Origin of the sequence: Jeotgalicoccus saudimassiliensis, from assembly GCF_000756715.1 — a bacterium.
In the GTDB taxonomy this organism is placed as follows: Bacteria; Bacillota; Bacilli; order Staphylococcales; family Salinicoccaceae; genus Jeotgalicoccus; species Jeotgalicoccus saudimassiliensis.
The window spans coordinates 1657237-1677166 of the sequence record NZ_CCSE01000001.1 but is presented as its reverse complement, the minus strand read 5'-3'; the positions used below and the strand labels follow the sequence as shown (position 1 = coordinate 1677166).

The window sequence follows — 19930 nt, the reverse complement described above, 5'->3', positions numbered from 1 at the left end:
AATCCGGCATCTTTATATATCATTCTATTTCTCTTCGCTGCTTTCCGCTTCAATTTCAGGCGGCTGTTCATCCGGAAGTGTTTCTTCAAACGCTTCGCGTTTCTCTTCCAGTTCTTTTTGTGTGTCTTCTCTGTAGCCTGATTCAAACAGCAGCTGCTGCTTTTCAAGCTGAATAATGCCATGTTCACTGCGCAATGCTTTGTACAGTGATATTGCCAGCATTATTACAATAAATGTGAATGGGAATGCTGCAATGAGCATAGCCATCTGTAGTGCGTTAAGACCGCCTGAAGCCAGTAATACCATAGCTGTACCAGCCAGGATACCGCCCCATGTTAACTTAATTTTAAGCGGCGGATTCAGTGAACCGCCAGTTGTCAGCATACTCAGTACGAAAGTACCGCTGTCTGCTGATGTTACGAAGAATGAAGCAATCAGTAAGATTGCAATACCCATAATCAGCGGTGCTGCCGGATAGTTCTCAAGGAATGCGAACAATGCTACTTCGTTACCCTGCGATTCCATCAGGCTGTACAGTCCGCCGCCAAGAAGGTTATCAGTCTCGATACCTGCTACGCCAAAAATTGCGAACCACAGTGCGCTGAATAATACCGGAACACCCATTACACCGATGATGAATTCACGGATTGTTCTGCCTCGTGATACACGTGCGATAAAGCTTCCGACGAAAGCAGCCCAGCCGATCCACCAAGCCCAGTAGAATATAGTCCAGCTGTCAAGGAATCCTCTGTCGCCGACGAACGAGTTCATATTGAATGTCATGCTCACTAAGTTTTGCAGATAGTTTCCTGTATTGGTCATAAATGAATCGATCATTAATACAGAGGAACCAAATACAAATACGAAAATCATTAATAAAATTGCAATAACAACGTTACCCATACTTAAGTAACGGATACCCTTGTTAAGTCCTGTTGCCGCAGAAGCAACGAATGCTAAAGTAATTAAAATAACAACTATCATCTGTGTCATCAGGTTATTTTCTATTGCATCGAAGCTGTAGCTCAGACCCGCTGTAATCTGTGTTGCACCAAGCCCGAGCGATGTTGCAATACCAAAAATTGTACCGAATACTGCGATAACATCGACAGTTGTACCCAGCCAGCCTTTTGATCTGTCGCCGATTAACGGTGACAGTGCCGAACTCATTAAAAGCGGAGCGTTATGTCTGAAGTTAAAGTACGCGAGTGCCAGACCTACTACTGCATATACTGCCCATGGGTGAAGTCCCCAGTGGAATAACGTATATTGAAGTGCTTCCTGCTGAGCGAGCGCCGTACCGCCTTCTGTAATCGGCGGGTTGTGGAAATGCGTCAGCGGTTCGTTTACACCGTAGAATACTAGTCCTACACCCATACCTGCTGTGAACAGGAATGAGAACCACGTGAAATAACTGTACTGCGGTTTTTCATCCTGTTTACCTAAACGGATCTTACCGTAAGGGCTGATAACAAGATAAAGTGCGAATACTACGAAGCCCGTCATTGCGAGCATGTATACCCATCCGAGTTCATTGGAAATAAAATTGTTAATGTAACCCAGTATTGTCTCGAGATTCGCCGGGAAAAATGCGCCCCATAAAATAAATACAAATGCGATAGCAAGTGAAATATAAAATACCGGGGTGATCGATGATCTTCTGTTTCTCATGAAATATCCTCCTTATTTAGTTGTGACGCCCCATATAAAGACATACTAAAAAAGAGAGGTCTCCATATGAGAAAATCAATAGTTTTGTAACGCTTTACTTTTTTGTGAGAAAAAAAGATGGAAAGTGTCTGTGCACTCCAGAAAAAAATTGAAATAAAAAACGGTGACGTTTAAACAATGCCTGAAAAATACTTCAGAACAATAATGCATTGCGAACAGATCGCATGACAAAGGGATGCATGGTTAAGTATGCACTAAACAACTAATAATGCTAACATGGATAACTTTAAAATTAAACGGTACAAAAGGATGAATACGTTTTACATTTTACGATTGTGTATATTTACAATTATATTCCCTTAATTTTTCAGTATAAACGCAATCACGTACTTAAAAATAAACAAAAAATCAGGCACAGATTTTTTATAATCTGTGCCTGACAGCAATATGGTTATTTAAATCCTCTTGTGAATGACGCAGGTGTTTCCGATTCAAAGCGCATCATTTTACCGCTTGACGGATGCTTAAATTTTATTGCATTGGCATGCAGTCCGAGTCTGTTAATCGTATTAACTTCCGATCCGTACTTTTTATCTCCAACAATTGGGTGTCCGAGATCCTGCATATGGACACGAATCTGATTTTTACGTCCTGTATCGAGATTCACTTTCAACAATGAGAATCTGCGATTTGATTTCATTACTTTATAGTGTGTAATTGCCTTCTGCCCGTGATTTGGTTTCGGACTGGAATGCATCATAAATGTCCTGTCTTCCGTCAGCCATGAAGTTATCGTGCCGCCTTTACTGACGACACCTTCAACCAGCGCCACGTAAGAACGCTCCTGCACAGCTTCAGTCCATGCTTTCTGCAATTTCTGCTGAACAATTTTACTGCGTGCAAAAATCATGACACCTGATGTATCGCGATCCAGGCGGTGGACGATAAATATACGGTTTTTCGGGTGAATACTCTGTACGTAATCCATCAGCTGTTTATAAGCAGTCATCTGGCGTTCCTGTTTTGAGCCCATAGACAGAAGCCCGCTCTCTTTATCGACCACAATTACATCATCATCTTCATGAAGAATAGTCACACCTTTCAGCTTAACTGAAGCCGATGCCACACGCTCACGAATCTGAACGAAATCACCGGGTTTCAGTTTGTCATCAAACTGAGTCGTCGGTTTATCGTTCACTACAACCTGGCCGCGCTTTAAAATACCTTTAACGGCATTACGGCTTTTTGACGGCATCACTTTAAATAAAAACTCCAGCACTTCTGTATGCTCTTTAACCGTCCACTCTTCATGACGGGGTCTGTTCGGTTTCTTTGTCGGTTTCTTTTTCATTTTTAAATCCCTCTACTTTTTTAAATTCCTGCTCGTTCACAGTACTAAGCGATTACTCTATTGTACTTTGTCTATTCCTTAATTACAGCAAAATATTCATATTAAAAAAGCTTTCCGCCATTATCAGGCAGAAAGCTTTATGCATTGTATTATTTCACAGTGAACTTTCAGCAGCCACTGCGTCTTCAAGTTTCTTCATTTCTTTGTTCATTACCGATCTCACAACAGGCTTTGCTGTCATGGCAAACACACGGACACCCATTCCGCTCTCGATTAAAGACTGTACGGTGAGTTTTGTACAGGTTCCTGACGGCTCCACATTAAATAACGTTGTTATAACGCCCTGTTTAAGCTTGGTTTTCATCACTATACGCCTGTTCTCATCGTATTCCGTAATCTCATTTCTAAATCGGTACGTCTTATTTCTAACGCCCAGCGTTATTCTGAATTTCGTCCCTTTTGAACGTTTGCCTTTAGTATTGTACTCGATATCTTTAAGTATACTGAAGATATTTTTAAGTTGTTCATCATCATTGATTACAGCAAATACATCTTCCGGCGATGCTTCAAGTTTGTCATTCTGATAGCTGTATATTTCCATATGCAGGCACCTGCTTTCATGTTGATATTGTTATTATAACTATTTCACGCACCGGAGACTAATTCTTATAGAGGTCCAAGGTTAATCATTACTGCTGTTGCCAGCAGAATAAAAGCAATGACTGACCAGATAAGAAACAGCGGGAAAAACCATTTTGCCCATTTAATCCACGATACACCTGCGACTGCCAGACTTGCCATCAGCGGCCCTGATGTTGGATACAGCACATTGGAGAACCCGTCTCCAAACTGGAAGGCAAGTACTGTAACCTGTCTCGTAATACCAATCATATCAGCGAGCGGTGTCTGGATCGGCATCATGATTGCTGCCTGTCCGCTCCCCGACGGTACGAAGAAGTTAAATACCGAGTTCATTATAAACATTCCGATTGCTGTCGCGATTGGCGGCAGTGCTGATAACGGCTGCGACAGTGCGTTGACCAGTGTATCCAGTATCTGTCCGTTCTCCATAATGACCAGCACTGCCCTTGCAAGACCAATGATCAGTGCGCCGTAAACGAGGTTTTTACATCCTTCTAAAAATGTGAGTGTGATTTCATTGTAATTCATACCTGCGATAATTCCTGCCACAAGACCGATAATAACAAAGAATGCAGCCATGTGATCTGTCGTCCACTGGAATTTAACCACTGCAAAGACGAAGAATATTAAAGCTGCTGCCGTCCATATTAAAATCAGTTTATGACGACCTGTAAATGTCTCATCAAAATTCAATTCATCTTCAGCGGCAGCTTCTATACCAATCAGGCTTCTGGATGGATCATCCATAATCTTCTTACAGTAGCGCCACGTATACCAGATCGTTGCTCCAACTAAAAGTGTAAATGCAATCAGTCTGAAAAGCATTCCCGAAAACAGCGGCAGTTCTGCAATATTATGTGCAATACCTACTGTATAGGGATTAAGAAATCCTGCCGCGAACCCGATAAATGCTGCATTAAATGTAATTGCCACTGCCACGAGTGCATCGAGCTTCAGCGCTTTTACGAGAAGAACCCCGATAGCAACGAACGGTATGACGGAGTTCGCAAGCGCGCCCACCGCTCCCCCTAAAGCGAATAAGACGATGATTGTTGCAATCAGCAGAAATTCTTTGCCCCGCATTTTATCGATTGCCGAATAAATGCCCGTGTGGATCGCACCTGACTTATTAATAATCTCAAACATCCCCCCGGCAAACAGCACGAGGAAAATCAACCCTGCACTTTCAACCATTCCGGTCTGAACAGACATAAATATGTCCATAAATCCGGCCGGTGATGATTCACTACTCTCATATGATCCGGAAACTACAGTCGTCACACCGTCTGATTCTTCCCTGTCAAAAGCACCTGCAGGAACTATGTATGTCGCGATGACTGCAATCAGCAGCACAAGAAAAACGATGACATAAGTATCCGGAAATTCCCATTTCTTTTTCTTTATCTCTTTATTCATGAATCCACTCCCCTTGTTTGTCCGAATATTCTAAAATTAAAAAGATATTTCTATACTAACACAGATAAAAATCTTTGGATTTTTCTTTTTACAATTATATTTCAAATTTTAAATTATAAATTTTGTAATTTGATTAACTGAATATAAGACGGGTACAGAAGGAATGTACTTAATTTCAGGAGGGGATTTTTAATGTCCGGAAAGAAAGACGAACTGAATCAGCGGGATACAATCGATAACACGAAGAAGGCGCCGCTTACGACGAATCAGGGGCTGCCTGTAAGCGAAGACGAGTTTTCATTAAAAGCTGGTGAACGTGGTCCTACTTTAATGGAGGATTTCCATTTCCGTGAAAAAATGACACACTTTGACCATGAAAGAATTCCGGAACGCGTCGTGCATGCACGCGGTTTTGGTGTTCACGGTGAATTTGAAGTTTACGAATCATTGGAGCAATATACAAAAGCAAAATTCCTCACAGAGCCCGGTAGAAAAACTCCGGTTTTCACAAGGTTCTCTACAGTGGCAGGAAGCCGGGGATCAATGGATATTCCACGTGATGTACGCGGTTTTGCCACTAAGTTTTATACAGATGAAGGTAACTTTGACCTTGTCGGTAATAATATGCCTGTTTTCTTTATGCAGGATGCAATTAAGTTCCCGGATTTTGTCCACGCAGTAAAACCTGAACCTCATAATGAAATGCCTCAGGCTGCTTCTGCACATAATACGTTCTGGGATTATGTATCGATGAATACCGAAAGTGCTCATATGGTCATGTGGCTGATGAGTGACCGTGCAATTCCCAAAAGCCTCAGCATGATGGAAGGTTTCGGTGTCCATACATTCAGACTCGTGAATGCCGAAGGTAAAAGTCACTTTGTGAAATTCCACTGGAAACCGAAAGATGGTATGCATTCGGTATTATGGGATGAAGCGCAGATGATTAACGGTAAAAATATCGACTTTAACCGTCAGACATTATGGGAAAACATTGAAAAAGGCATTCCGGCCGAGTTCGAACTGGGTCTGCAGATAATCGACGAAAATGATGAGTTCAAAATGGATTTCGACATTCTCGATCCGACGAAACTGTGGCCTGAAGAAGACGTGCCGGTACAAATTGTCGGTAAGATGACATTAAATCAGAATGTGGATAACTATTTCGCAGAAACGGAACAGGTCGCATTCCATCCGGGCAGTGTCGTGCCGGGTATTGATTTCTCAAATGACCCGCTCCTGCAGGGACGACTGTTCTCATACACGGATACGCAGTTAATCCGTCTCGGTGGTCCGAATTTCCATCAGATTCCGATTAACCGTCCGGTATGCCCGTTCTCAAACAACCAGCGGGACGGCTACGGACAAATGTCGATTCATAAAGGTCAGACAGCACATCACATTAACCATATGAACGATAATCAGCCGGAACCGTTAAGTCCAAAAGAAGGCGGTTATGAGCATTATCATGAAAAAGTGGAAGGGCGTAAAATCCAGGCACGAAGCGACAGCTTTAAAGATCACTTCAGTCAGGCTAAAATGTTCCTGAACTCATTATCCAAACATGAGAAACAGCATTTATACGATGCTTTCAGTTTCGAGCTCGGCAAGTGTGATATGGAAATCAGGGAACTGGCAATCAACAATCTGCTGAACTTTATCGACCGGGATCTAACAGAATATGTTGCAGATCATGTCGGGGTCGCAGCTCCTTCTGAAAACAACGAATCCACTTACGATAAAAGCTCGCCTGCACTCAGCATGACGAATACAAACTTCTCGCTGAACACACGTACAGTGGGTGTAATCGTTATGCCTGACGTTCCAGAAGAGACACTGAAAGATGCCCAGGAAAAACTTGAACAGCAGGGTCTTCAGCCAATGTTCATATCAGATAAAATTTATCGCATCGGGGATATTACTCTCGATGCAACATTCGATACCGTACACGCTGTGCTGTTTGATTCATTAATCGTTATCAGCGGGCAACAGCCGCTGCCTGCACCGGCTGTTGAAAATCTTGAGATTGCTTTCAAACATAAAAAAGCAATCGGGTTCGGCACTGATTCAGCGAATATATTCGATTCGTTATCATTCTCTGAAAATGATGACGGTGTCACTGATATTGAACAGAACTTTGACGGGTTCCTGGCCGATGTTAAAGGTCACAGAGTATGGAGCCGTTAAATCATTTTAAACTTAAAGCGTGACTTTAAATTTAATCTGTGTAATACTAATCAATAACTAAATACTGGTGCCTTTAAATCAGTCCAGAGAGACTGACAAGGACAGCGCGATGTAATATCGTGCGGTTAAACACGCCCACAGTGAGGGGATAGTTTGCCGTACCTTGTTATAGAGAAAGCTTCCTGTCATGTTTCCGGCAGGAAGCTTTTCTTTTTGCCGAAAATCATAACAGAAGTGCCCTTTCGGCGCCAGTTTCTGAAATTCAAAAGATACTGGAGGAATTATTTATGTCAATTCAGGACAAAGAGTTCTCACTTGAGGCTGTGCCTCAGTCAAGTCGCAAAGGTTTCTGGAATATTTTAGCTGTTATGCTTTCACTCAGCTTTTTCTCGGCAAGTATGTGGTCAGGCGGAACACTTGGCGAAGGGCTGTCATTCACCAGCTTCATACTTATTGTTCTCGCAGGCAACCTGATTCTCGGGTTATACACTGGTGCACTTGCTTATATCGCTGCTAAAACAGGGTTGTCGACTCACCTGCTCGCACGTTACGCTTTCGGTAAAAAAGGTTCATACATTACATCTTTTCTTCTCGCTTCCACACAGGTCTGCTGGTTTGGTGTCGGTCTCGCAATGTTTGCAGTACCGGTATCAGTCGCTACAGGTATTAACGTATTTGTCCTGATTGGTGTCTTTGGTGCACTGATGACAATCTCTTCAATTTTCGGTCTAAAAGCTCTTGCCATACTCGGTTTCATCAGTGTTCCGACAATCGCCTTACTCGGAACGTATTCAATGACAGACGCAGTCAACTCAATGGGCGGCATGGAGTCACTGCTTTTATATGAACCGGCACAGTCAATGAGTATTGCACTTGCACTGACAATCTGTGTAGGCTCATTCATCAGTGCAGGCACGCTGACTCCCGACTTCACACGTTTTGCAAAATCCACAAAATCTGCAGTGAGTTCAAGCATTATTGCATTCTTCCTCGGCAACTCACTGATGTTTCTGTTCGGTGCAGTCGGCGCGATGGCATTCGGAATTGCTGACATTTCAGAAGTAATGCTGCTGCAGGGATTAATGATTCCGGCAATTATTGTTCTCGGTCTGAACATATGGACGACTAATGACAGCGCACTGTATGCATCGGGATTAGGATTTGCCAATATCTTTAAACTTCCAAAAAAATATATCGTCGTATTCAACGGCATTTTAGGTACGATTGCAGCAATGTGGCTGTACAACAACTTCGTCGGATTCCTGACACTGCTCGGATCTGCACTGCCTTCAATCGGTGCAATTATTCTTGCCGATTACTTCCTTGTAAGACGCGGGAAATACGCTGCATACGGTACAATGGAATTTAAGTCACTGAACCATGTCGCAATAGTCGCATGGATTGCCGGCGTTGCACTTGCGAACTTTGTACCGGGAATTCCGCCGCTTAATGCTTTAATCGGAACAATCATTATTTACACAGCAGGCATGAAGCTTGCAGCATCTAAAGAAACATCAGCAGTTCAACTAACTACAAAGGATGAGGTCGTACGTGATTATTAAAAATGCTTCACTCAGAGAACAAACAGGATTATGGAATATCATCGTTGAAGATGGCAGATTTAAAGAAATTACACAGGGGAAAGTAGCGGATACTGATAATACGGTTGATGTTAACGGTTCGCTTGTACTGCCCCCGTTTATCGAACCGCATATCCATCTGGATACGACACTTACAGCAGGAGAGCCGGAATGGAATTTAAGCGGGACATTGTTTGAGGGAATTCAGAGATGGTCGGAACGTAAAGAGGCACTGACAATCGAAGACGTTAAAACACGTTCGAAAAAAGCGATTAAATGGCAGATTGCACAGGGCATTCAGCATATCCGTACACATGTTGATGTAACTGATCCGGAACTGACTGCGTTAAAAGCAATGATCGAAGTAAAAGAAGAGCTGGCAGAGTTCGTTAATATTCAGCTGGTAGCTTTCCCGCAGGAAGGGATTTTATCTTATCCGAACGGTGAGGCACTGCTTGAAGAAGCTGTAAAGCTTGGCGCAGATGTAGTCGGCGGCATTCCCCACTTTGAATTCACGAGAGAATACGGTGTGGAATCAATGAAAATTGCTTTCGATCTGGCTGAAAAATACGATAAACTTGTCGATATTCACTGTGATGAAATTGATGATGAGCAGTCGAGATTCGTTGAAGTCGTTGCGAATGAAGCGTATCAGCGCGGTTACGGCGAGAAAACGACAGCGAGCCATACGACAGCAATGGGTTCATATAATGATGCATATACAGCTAAATTATTCAGACTGTTAAAAATGTCCGGCATCAACTTTGTTTCAAATCCGCTGATTAATATTCATCTGCAGGGACGTTTTGACACTTATCCGAAACGCCGCGGTTTAACAAGAGTGAAAGAAATTCAGGCTGCCGGCATGAATATCTGTTTCGGACACGATGATATATTCGACCCGTGGTACCCACTTGGCACAGGGAACATGCTTCAGGTACTTCATATGGGAATCCACGCTGCACAGCTGATGGGATACGAAGAGATTATCAATTCGATTGATCTCGTGACAACAAACAGTGCCAGAACGCTGCACATCGAAGATCAGTACGGTATTGAAGCAGGCAAACCGGCGAATTTTATCGTACTGAATGCGGATAATGAATACGATGTTATCCGTAAACAGGCTGCCGTGACGCATTCTTACAGAAACGGCAGGCTCATCGCAGGAACAAAACCTGCAGAAACGACGATTAACCTCGGTACTGAAGAAATTATTGATTTTGAAAGATAAGGAACAACACTGCCCGCTGTCCTGCAGCAGGCAGTTTTTTCGTTATTCTCCGGCTGTCCTGTTAAAATGACAGTGAGTGAAAGGAGTTTGAATCATGAGTGTAAAAGAGAATGAGACAAACATTTCAAAAGAAACACCAAAAGAAGTTAAAGAAATCGAGACTTTGGATTTCGGCAATTCCGGTATGGTGTGCGACTTCGAGACCGGTATGTGCGGTCCAATCAAAGTAGAGAAAGAGGATAATAAATAATGAAAATTACAATCTGGTCAGATTTCGTATGCCCATTCTGCTATATCGGACAGGCAAATTTAGATAATGCACTTAAAACATTTGAACATAAAGATGAAGTTGAAATTGAGTATAAGAGTTTCCAGTTAATGCCGGATGCTGAATATACTCCGGGAGAAACGTATGCTGAAACTTTCTCTAAAATGAAAGGCATGCCTGCAGCACAAGCAGAAGGCATGTTTTCACAAGTAACAGAAACAGCTGAAAAAGCTGGTGTTGTGATTAATTACGATACTGCTAAACTCACGAATACACTGGATGCTCACCGCGTTTTCCAATATGCGAAAGAACAAGGTAAAGGAACCGAATTCTTTAAAGCGTTATACCAGGCACACTTCACTAACGGTGAAGTGCTGAACGATGAAGATACACTGGCACGTCTGTCAGAATCAGTCGGCTTAGACGGTGCTGCTGTACGTGATATCGTGAAGAGCGAACAGTATAAACAGGATGTGAATGTTGATATCTCACAAGCATCAAGTCTTGGAATACAAGGCGTTCCTTTCTTCCTAGTTAACGATAAGTATTCAATTTCAGGTGCACAGCCTGTTGAATTATTCCAGGAAGCATTAGGTAAAATTTATGCTGAAGAACAGGAAACAGAATAAAATATAAAATGAAGCTGAAAACTGGAGTGGTTTATTCTGAGTTCTAGGAGATTTGGATACACATGACTGACTTTCATCCCAACCCCAAGAGATTCGGATACACATGAGAGCGTCTCATACCAACTCCATTAAAATTCAAAAAAACAGCCGGCAAATCCTTAATAATGGATTTTCCGGCTGTTTTTATTTACTGTTATTTAGGTTCTGAAATAACACCGCACGCAACTGGTGTCCCCGCATCACCTGAAGGCTGTGTTTGATAATCATCTTCACCTGAGTGAATGATTAACGCAGTTCCTTCATCAGTCAGTAAAGTATTATCTAAGTTTTCTTCTAAAATAGATACACTCTCTGTATTAAGTTCCGTTGAAACAGTTCCGTCGTCAGCAACTTCGATATTCTCCAAGTCACCTGCATGAGGCCCGTCTTCATGATCAAATCCGTGAGCAGCATCTGTCGGGTTGTAATGGTCACCTGCTGATTCAAAGTCCGGCCCTTCACACATACCTGCATTATGAATATGGATACCATGCATTCCCGGTTCGAGTCCTTCTGCTTCCAGTGCGATTGTTAAGCCATTATCCGTTTCTGCTAACGTTGCGCTGCCAATCTCTTCTTCTTCAGTATTCATCATGGTGACTTCAATTTCCTGTGATGGCTCTTGTATCGGCGCTTCTCCGCATGCTGCGAGTACTAAAATTACGAGTAACATTGGTAAATACATCAAACGCTTCATAATAATCCCTCCAGCTTCTTATAGACATGTTCCCTGACTGGAAGGACATAAACCAGACTTATAAATCTACAGGTTAATCTTCAAAGTTCTCATGACCTGTTCTACCGTTCTTTCAATATTAGTCCGTGTCCTTTTACTATCCATTGCTTCTTCAATAGATAAAGGTTCATTCTGAATTGAAAATACTGCGTTTATTCCATGATGATTAAGATTGTAAGCATCGTCAGTCAGACTTCCGCCAACAGCGATAATCGGAACATTGTATTTTCCAGCTAAGCCTGCCATACCTGCAGGCACTTTTCCCATTGATGTCTGTGCATCAATCCGGCCCTCTCCGGTAATGACAAAATCTGCATTTTCCATTTCCGACTCCACTCCGAGAACGTCCATAATAAGCTCAACACCGGACTCCAGCTGACCGTTTAAATAACCATGGAAAGCCGCACCTAAACCGCCCGCAGCACCGCCGCCTTCAATACTTGAAATCTCGATGCCCATTTCTTTAGATGTAAAATCTGCATAGTGTTTCAAACCGGCATCCAGAACTTTCAGCATATCGCTGTCTGCACCCTTTTGCGGCCCGAATATATAAGACGCTCCCTGTTGTCCGTATAAAATATTGGACACATCACAGGCCACTCTGAATTCGCAGTCTTTAAACTTCCGGCTTTCAACTGTCTGGTTAATAGAATATATAGACGATAAAGACCCGCCGCCAAACGCAACCTGATTACCGTCACTATCCTGAAACTCGTAGCCCATTGCCTGCAGCATACCGACACCGCCGTCGTTCGTTGAACTGCCGCCGAGACCGATAATGAATTTTCTCGCACCATTATTATAAGCATGATTAATTAATTCGCCGACGCCGTAAGTTGTGGTCATCAGCGGATTCAATTGAGCTTTAGACAACAATGTTAACCCGCATGCTGATGCGACTTCTATAATTGCAAGTCTTTCATCTTTAATTAACCCGTATGAAGACTCAATCGGCGTACCCAATGGACCTGTTACAGTCATCTTAACGAGACTTCCATTCATACCATCAACAAGCGTTTCGGCCGTGCCCTCGCCGCCGTCAGCCATGGCGAATGATTTGACAACAGCACCCGGAAAAACCTGTTTAATACCATTCTCAACCGCATGATTCGCATCAACAGACGGTAAACTGCCTTTAAATGAATCCATTCCCACGATAACTTTCATGTCTACTCCCCCGTAAATATAATCTTGACTCTATATTACAACTTATGATTTACCAATCACACCTGAGGGTACTGTTAGTTAAAGTAAATTTAGGAGGCTCACAATGAATTCTTTCAAAGCTTTAGTTGCTGATAAAACTGATGAAGGCACAGAAATGAGTGTTAAAAATTTAAATATAGAGGACTTATCCGGAGGTGACGTACTGATTGACGTTCACTACTCCAGCGTGAATTATAAAGATGGCATGGTTGCAGCGGAAGGTCAGATTGCTGAAAACTTCCCGATTATTCCAGGGATTGACCTTGCTGGCGAAGTGATTGAATCGACTGATGACAAGTTTAAAAAGGGTGATTCAGTCATCGCGACAAGTTACAAAATCGGGACAGGGATTTCAGGCGGATTTTCTGAAATTGCACGTATTCCCGCAGAATATGTCGTGCCATTACCTGACGGACTGACATTAAAAGAGTCTATGGAACTAGGTACTGCCGGATTTACTGCAGGCATCTCTATTTCAAAACTTGAACAGGCAGGCGTTACACCGGATAACGGTGAAGTACTCGTTGCCGGTGCTTCCGGTGGTGCCGGAAGTTTATCGATCAGTATGCTCGCTGCTTTAGGATACGATGTCGTCGCAAGTACAGGCAGCATGGATGAAAAAGATTATTTAACATCACTCGGTGCGAAGAAAGTCATTCACCGTGATGACGTCGTTAATGATGATAAAAAACCCGTTCATAAACCTCAGTATCAAGCCGCAATTGACCCGGTCGGCGGGAAAACGACAGAGTATATTATTAAAACGCTTAAACCCGAAGGTGCACTTGCTACATTCGGACTGGTGGGAGGTATTCAAGTCCATACGACTGTACTGCCGTTCATCGGACGCGGTATTCAGTGGCTCGGTGTAGATTCTGTTTTCTATCCAATGGAGCAGCGCATAAAAGTCTGGGACAGACTGGCGAAAGATTTAAAACCGGAAATACTCAACAAAGATGTTGTTAATGAAGTCAGCCTTGAGGAGCTTCCTCAGGTAATTCATGATATAATCGACGGCAAGGTCAGAGGCCGTACAATTGTTAATTTAAAAAACAGCTAGAATAACACAACAGGAGTGAAAGCAAATGGGATTGGGGAGCTTCGCGATTTTCACGGGGTTAATACTGACAGTTGGGCTTTATATTATTACCTGCCTGTCTTTCTATTTTATTATCAGGAAAGCCGGGTACAGAAATAAGTGGATGGCATTTATGCCGATACTTTCAACGTATAAGCAGCTTTGTTTCGTATACGATTACTTTAAGGGGTATCAAGTGCTGGAAGGTACGATGCCTGCAGTAAAATATCAGGATGTCAGAAGGAATTTTGTTTCATCGGCGACAGCTGCATATGTTATTCTGCTGTTTGTAGGAGCATTTATCGCTATAATGCTGCTGGAGCTCAGCGGTGTTGTCATTGAAGATAGTTCTATAGATATGATTACTAATATAACTGGCATAATTTTCAATGCTGCTATCGGTTTCTTTATTTTAAGAAGTTTTATAAATAAGGAAACCGGAGAAAAAACCTCGCCATTAATGATTTTTGTACTGATTGTTCTTGGTATTGTCACTTTAGGCCTGAGCTGGATTGCAGTGTATTTCTATTTCGGCTTAAACGACAAACATTATTATGTACTCAATTTAAATGAATTAGATGAAACTGAAGAAGCCCCCGGTTATTAACCGGAGGCTTCTTTTTATATTATAAAGTTTTAGGATAAGGATCATCCGGCAGTCTCAGTACATCGAAATCATTCGTTACCGCCTGATACAGCTGAACTAATTCAGCTGCTATACCAGAAGCACCGTCCAGATAACCAATTTTAGCAGTCACGTGACCAGGGTCTGTTCTGTCGAATGCGTGATACCAGCATGCACCTGTGTTTTCTTCATAGACACTTTCGCTCAATAGCTGCTTGCCGACACGTTTTGCATAATGTAAATATTTCTCTTCACCAGTTTCTGCCCACATTCCGATAAATACACTGCTCATTCCAGCAGAGCCGCAGCATTGTGATGCGACGTTCCAGTAGCCGTCTGAATGAAGTTCCGGTGCGCCTGTATTCAAAATCCCGTTGATGATTTTTTCTGTCCACTCTTTATACTCCGCTTCACCAGTCACTTTATACAGCTTGTAAAACAAGCGGATGGTACCTGCTGCACCGTGACATAGCCCCAGATAATGTACATCTTTTAAATAAGGAAAACTGTGCGGAAATAAAATATTATTCTTATCCACTGTCGCAATCGATTGAATATATCTTGCACCTTTTTCGGCTGCTGCAAGATACCTCTCATCTTTATTTTCTTCATATAAACAAGCCATTGTGTATGCTACACCTGCTGTACCGTAAAAGTAGTTCGGCATAACACTGTCTTCAGGGATACCAAAGTAAGCCGGACTGATTGTCGTCCATGTCGTCCGGCCGTCTTTTTCATGTCCCTCATTCAGTATCTTTTCTCCTGCTTTTAAAGCAAGATCTCGCCAGTCTGTTCTCTTATATTTTTCTGCTGCTTTAATTAAAAACAGTATAATTCCGGAGTCAAAGAAAATCGCAGGTTCATCTGTCCAGGCAATTCCTTTATCTGTCTGACGTGCTGCATCTGCTGTTTCTTCAATCAGCTGAATCGCAAATTCATCAAATTCCACCATTCCTGAAACTTCAGCCAGCTCACCAAATACATAAGCAATCCCGGTTACACCGTTCAGCATACCCCACTCTGAATGTTCGATATTACCTCCGTACTGCTGCATTCTCACTTCACAGTCCCAGTTGCTGATAATATACCTGCCCGCTTTAACAGCATCGTCTAAATAACTGTGATCCTTCGCTGCCCGTGCCAGCTGAGTCAGAAAATAAATCACACCCGGTGAACCGCTGTATAAAGAAAACTGTCCCATAAATGTATCTTCATAAGGTTCAGCCGGAGAAAACGGTTCTTCTTCCCAGTAGATACCTTCCGATGTTTCAATCGCAGTATTTTTAAACATTTGTGCTGCTGATACAGCAGCGGTCAAGTAGTCTTCAGTTTCCGGTTCATGAAATAAGGGTCTTAATTGATTAGACATTCACACACTCCTCATTATAAAACTGTGATGATACTGTATTGGGCCCTATTATATACTAATAATTCAGATTTTTTAATTCTATTAGTATTTTCTTTAATCTGAGATAAAAAAATGACCCTGTATGAAATAGCTCATACAAGGTCAAATGCCTGGTTTATTCCAATGAAATTTTACCTTCAATCTTAATTTCTGCATCCGCTCTTTTAAGCAGATTGCCGATGTGACAGCCCATGTCGGCAGTATTAAATGCACGTTCCACGAACTTAATCTCTTCTTCAGTGGCACTTTCAGGCAGACTGACTTCAGGATAATGAATAATTTTTAATCCTTTATCTTTTGAATTCACAGCTTCTGTAGTCATCACTAGACCTATTACCGGTAAGTTTCTCGCTGCAGTTAAAGCAATTAATGTCATCGCATAGCAGGATGCTGCGGAAGCTGCGAGCAGGTCTGTCGGATTTGCGCCGTCACCGCTGCCGCCTGACACCGTCGGGATTGCGATTGGCGTGTCCATTTTATCTCCTGTAATTGTTCCGTTTCCTTTTGTACTTCCGTTCCAAACAGTTTTTAAATGAGCCATATACATCTCTCACCTTAATTTATTATTTACTGCGTGAATATCTCAATCCATATTTTAACAGCAGTTCCGAGAATAAGTATTCCAAGCATCCACTGGAGTATCTTTGTATTAATCTTTTGACCGGCTTTCGCACCGAGCGGTGCTGCAATCAGACTGGCGATAATCATAATAAGAGCAGGTCCATATAATACTTGGTCCGTCACTATTTTTCCGGCTGTTGTCCCGATAGAAGAAATAAAAGTTACCGCGAGACTGGTCGCAATCGTCACCCTGGTCGGGATTCTAAGCACAACAAGCATAATCGGCACTAGAATAAATGCTCCGGCTGCGCCTACAATTCCTGAAGCCGCTCCGGTAATGAACGCTAAACCTGCAGCAAGATATTTATTGAAATGAAGCTCTCCGCCAGGAAGGAATGGTACTTCTTTTTTCGGCATGAACATCATTATTACAGCAATCGTTGCAAGAGCAGCGTAGACGATATTAATCTGATTTTCAGTGAAGAATCCTGAGCTGTATCCGCCAATCAGACTGCCGATCAGAATGGCACCGCCCATATAAACAATCAGTTTTAAATTAAGATAGCCGCTGCTTTTATAAGCCCAAACCCCGCCGATAGTAGCGAAAAACACCTGTACTGCACTTATACCGGCAACTTCATGCGCTGTAAAAGAAGTAAAACCGAGCAGGGAAGGAATATAGAGCAGCATCGGATATTTAATAATCGAGCCGCCAATGCCTACCATACCTGATATAAAAGAACCGATAAAACCAATTAAAAATATAATGATGATAAATGAGAATTCCATTATTTCATCGCTTCTTTAATACCTATATACCCTTTTTCGATATTTACAATATTATCGAACCCCCGGGCTTTAAGGACACTCATTGCAATCGCTGAACGCACACCGGATTGACAATGAACATAAATTTTATCTTCATTGTTAAACGGTATATCCGCATTTTGAAGCTTGCCAAAATGAATATGAGCTGCACTTTCCAGATTTCCAGCGTGATATTCAGAGTTTGTACGAACATCAAGAATGTTTTTACTGCTCATGTCTTTAGTAAATATTTCCGGGGAAATATTCTCGTAATTATCGTCAGAATACTGTTCTGCCTGATCCATTGGTACGATTAACTGAATGTTATCAAAACCGATAGATGCAAAATCTTCCTGCAGCGTTTTGCTGGTTTCAGGGTTTGCAATTATCGTCATCGGTTCATTGTAATTAATATACCAGCCGGCAAACTGCAGGAATTTACTATTGTAAGGTACGTTAATCGCACCTTTTTTGAATCCCTTTTTAAACTCTTTTTTACTTCTTAAATCAAACAGCTGACCCGGTAATATTTCAGGCGTACCTGCTGTGAGTTCTCTCACTTTAAATTCCGGCAGACCTTCTTTGTTCACTTTTTTCATTTGTGCAAAATAGCTCGGCGGTTCCGGCTGATCACTTGTCAGTTCATTAATAAATGCAGCTCTGTCTGTCACTTTAAGTGCCCAGTTATTTTTTCTTTCGTATCCAAGTGTAGATAACGGAACGGCCCCGAGTGATTTGCCGCATGCACTTCCTGCACCGTGCCCCGGCCATATCTGCATAAAGTCAGGATAATCTTTCATTTTTTTCAATGAATCAAACATAGCATTTGCTCCTTCTTCTGTCGCACCCTCCATATTTGCAGCTTCTTCAAGTAAATCAGGACGGCCAATATCACCGACAAATATAAAGTCTCCTGTAAACATACCCATCGGTTCCGTACTTCCGCCGCCGTGGTCTGTCAGTACAAATGAAATACTCTCAGGGGTATGTCCCGGTGTGTGAATAACTTTCAATTCGACATTTCCGACATTTATAATACTGCCTTCTTTAAGAAATACAGTGTCATCAGGAACATTTTGATATTTCCAATTCTCATCGCCTTCGTCAGAGACATAAAGTGTCGCACCAAATTTACGAGATGCATCACGAAGACCGGAAGCGAAGTCAGCATGGATATGTGTTTCTGTCGCCTTTGTTATTTTAAATCCTTCAACATCCGCCGTTTCCCGGTATTCATCTACTACGCGTTTCGGGTCGATAATAATAGCTTCTTTTGTCTTTTGACATGCTACCATATACGAAGTTTGTGAAAGTTTCTGATCATAAAATTGTTTGAAATACATTAAATACACTCTCCTGTTTTAAATTTAGTTTTTATATAAATAAGTTAAGATTTCCGTTTTCTGCATCTCCGAGATATGTGCCGACACCACCGAATTGAACATTTGATAGAAGTTCTTCTTTTTCGACTGCCATAATATCCATGCTCATTGTGCAGGCAATCATTTTAACGCCAAGTTTGTCCGCTTTTTCAATCATTTCAGACAGTGCATCAACTTTCTTTTTCTTCATAACATGCTGAATCATTTTAGAACCCGCACCGAGCATATTCATTTTAGAAATCGGGAGTTTCGAAGCTGATTTCGGCATCATCATACTGAACATTTTATCGAGACCCTTTTTATTTCTTTTCGGTGCTTTCGGGTCTTTAATAATATTCAGTCCCCAGAACGTAAAGAACATCGTTACTTCTTTCCCCATGCTCCGTGCACCGGATGCAATAATGAATGAAGCCAGTGCCTTATCCATATCGCCGCTGAAAACGACAATTGTTGCACCGTCTTTTGTTTCAACCATTTTATGCCCTTCGGTCTGTACCGGCGCTTTCTTTTCAAGAACAACAGTTACATTTTCACCTGACACTTCGTTTTTCAGTACAGCATGTCCATGTTTTTTAGCCCAGGCTTCAACATCTGTACAAAAGCCGTGATCCGTTACAGTGATTTCCATTTGCTTCCCTGTTTCAAGACCACTCATCACTTCATTAACTTTTAACAGCGGCCCCGGACACTGCAGCCCGTGCGCTGCTATTTTAATACGATCTTCGGCAATATTTGAATTCGTCTCCGCCGGAGAAATAACTTCTTCAATATCGGTATTGCTGAACTTTCCTGTATACGATGAAAAACCGCCTTCCAGGCTGATTGCTTCAAAACCGTTGGCATTTAATAAATCCGCTGCTGTCTGACTGCGTCTGCCGCTTTTACAGTATGTATAGATTGTTTTATCCTTTGGTAATTCATCCATACGCTGCTCTAACACTGTTAAAGAAATGTGTTTTGCCGATGCAACATGGCCCATTTCATATTCAAATGTTTCTCTGACATCAAGCAGATACTCTCCTTTGTTAAGCAGTTCATCTACATCGTTCATATGATAATTATTTTTATTCAATTTAATAACTTCCTCTCGTCTTTAAATACCTATAGGGG

Annotated in this window: 18 protein-coding genes; 7 read left to right on the top strand and 11 right to left on the bottom strand. The window is 42.1% G+C overall.

The features are described from left to right. Window positions 1-24: 24 nt before the first annotated feature. The 4 genes from RZ44_RS08280 to RZ44_RS08265 all read right to left on the bottom strand — a co-directional run bounded on the left by RZ44_RS08280 (window position 25) and on the right by RZ44_RS08265 (window position 5080). A complete protein-coding gene (locus RZ44_RS08280) occupies window positions 25-1671 on the bottom strand; it encodes a BCCT family transporter (protein WP_035810299.1) in 1647 nt (548 codons plus the stop codon). 451 nt (window positions 1672-2122) lie between these two features. Then, entirely contained in the window at window positions 2123-3022 is a 900-nt protein-coding gene (locus tag RZ44_RS08275) for an RluA family pseudouridine synthase (protein WP_035810297.1), read from the bottom strand. Window positions 3023-3176: 154 nt separating this feature from the next. Further along, window positions 3177-3623, bottom strand: coding sequence for an SRPBCC family protein (locus RZ44_RS08270; protein ID WP_035810294.1), 447 nt, complete (start codon window positions 3621-3623; stop codon window positions 3177-3179). Between the two features lie 65 nt (window positions 3624-3688). Then, a complete protein-coding gene (locus tag RZ44_RS08265) occupies window positions 3689-5080 on the bottom strand; it encodes a YfcC family protein (RefSeq protein ID WP_035810291.1) in 1392 nt (463 codons plus the stop codon). Between the two features lie 192 nt (window positions 5081-5272). Between RZ44_RS08265 and RZ44_RS08260 the strand changes: the two genes are divergently transcribed. The 5 genes from RZ44_RS08260 to RZ44_RS08245 all read left to right on the top strand — a co-directional run bounded on the left by RZ44_RS08260 (window position 5273) and on the right by RZ44_RS08245 (window position 10978). After that, on the top strand, window positions 5273-7267 hold the full coding sequence (locus tag RZ44_RS08260) for a catalase (RefSeq protein ID WP_035810288.1): 1995 nt from the start codon (window positions 5273-5275) through the stop codon (window positions 7265-7267). Window positions 7268-7554: 287 nt separating this feature from the next. Next, a complete protein-coding gene (gene codB, locus RZ44_RS08255; RefSeq protein ID WP_035810286.1) occupies window positions 7555-8829 on the top strand; it encodes a cytosine permease in 1275 nt (424 codons plus the stop codon). Beyond that, window positions 8819-10081 (top strand): cytosine deaminase, encoded by a 1263-nt coding sequence (codA, locus tag RZ44_RS08250; protein WP_035810285.1) that lies wholly within the window; start codon window positions 8819-8821, stop codon window positions 10079-10081. The genes codB and codA overlap by 11 nt, the downstream gene beginning before the upstream one ends. A gap of 94 nt (window positions 10082-10175) precedes the next feature. Continuing rightward, entirely contained in the window at window positions 10176-10331 is a 156-nt protein-coding gene (locus RZ44_RS11325; RefSeq protein WP_171816122.1) for a hypothetical protein, read from the top strand. Next, window positions 10331-10978: a DsbA family oxidoreductase gene (locus tag RZ44_RS08245; RefSeq protein ID WP_035810284.1), complete on the top strand. Its 648-nt coding sequence runs from the start codon at window positions 10331-10333 to the stop codon at window positions 10976-10978. The genes RZ44_RS11325 and RZ44_RS08245 overlap by 1 nt, the downstream gene beginning before the upstream one ends. A gap of 193 nt (window positions 10979-11171) precedes the next feature. Here the strand turns inward: RZ44_RS08245 and RZ44_RS08240 are convergent, their stop codons facing one another. Together RZ44_RS08240 and RZ44_RS08235 are read right to left on the bottom strand one after the other, a co-directional pair. Next, on the bottom strand, window positions 11172-11714 hold the full coding sequence (locus RZ44_RS08240) for a superoxide dismutase family protein (RefSeq protein WP_171816121.1): 543 nt from the start codon (window positions 11712-11714) through the stop codon (window positions 11172-11174). Between the two features lie 66 nt (window positions 11715-11780). After that, entirely contained in the window at window positions 11781-12920 is a 1140-nt protein-coding gene (locus RZ44_RS08235; RefSeq protein ID WP_035810279.1) for a glycerate kinase family protein, read from the bottom strand. A gap of 103 nt (window positions 12921-13023) precedes the next feature. On the opposite strand from RZ44_RS08235, the gene RZ44_RS08230 reads away from it, so the two are divergent. Both RZ44_RS08230 and RZ44_RS08225 read left to right on the top strand, forming a co-directional pair. After that, entirely contained in the window at window positions 13024-14019 is a 996-nt protein-coding gene (locus tag RZ44_RS08230) for an acrylyl-CoA reductase family protein (RefSeq protein WP_035810277.1), read from the top strand. A 151-nt stretch (window positions 14020-14170) separates the two neighbouring features. Further along, complete coding sequence (locus tag RZ44_RS08225) at window positions 14171-14644, top strand: SoxR reducing system RseC family protein (protein WP_141639005.1); 474 nt, start codon at window positions 14171-14173, stop codon at window positions 14642-14644. Between the two features lie 19 nt (window positions 14645-14663). On the opposite strand, the gene RZ44_RS08220 is transcribed toward RZ44_RS08225, so the two are convergent. The 5 genes from RZ44_RS08220 to RZ44_RS08200 form a co-directional block, all read right to left on the bottom strand. Beyond that, window positions 14664-16031: a lanthionine synthetase LanC family protein gene (locus tag RZ44_RS08220; protein ID WP_035810273.1), complete on the bottom strand. Its 1368-nt coding sequence runs from the start codon at window positions 16029-16031 to the stop codon at window positions 14664-14666. A gap of 154 nt (window positions 16032-16185) precedes the next feature. Then, entirely contained in the window at window positions 16186-16611 is a 426-nt protein-coding gene (locus RZ44_RS08215) for an OsmC family protein (protein ID WP_035810272.1), read from the bottom strand. 26 nt (window positions 16612-16637) lie between these two features. Beyond that, window positions 16638-17420, bottom strand: a complete 783-nt coding sequence (locus RZ44_RS08210) for a sulfite exporter TauE/SafE family protein (protein WP_035810271.1) — start codon at window positions 17418-17420, stop codon at window positions 16638-16640. Then, window positions 17420-18781, bottom strand: a complete 1362-nt coding sequence (locus RZ44_RS08205) for an MBL fold metallo-hydrolase (RefSeq protein WP_035810269.1) — start codon at window positions 18779-18781, stop codon at window positions 17420-17422. Before RZ44_RS08205 ends, RZ44_RS08210 begins: the two co-directional genes overlap by 1 nt. A 31-nt stretch (window positions 18782-18812) precedes the next feature. Beyond that, window positions 18813-19892, bottom strand: coding sequence for a DsrE/DsrF/DrsH-like family protein (locus RZ44_RS08200; RefSeq protein WP_035810267.1), 1080 nt, complete (start codon window positions 19890-19892; stop codon window positions 18813-18815). Between the last annotated feature and the right edge of the window lie 38 nt (window positions 19893-19930).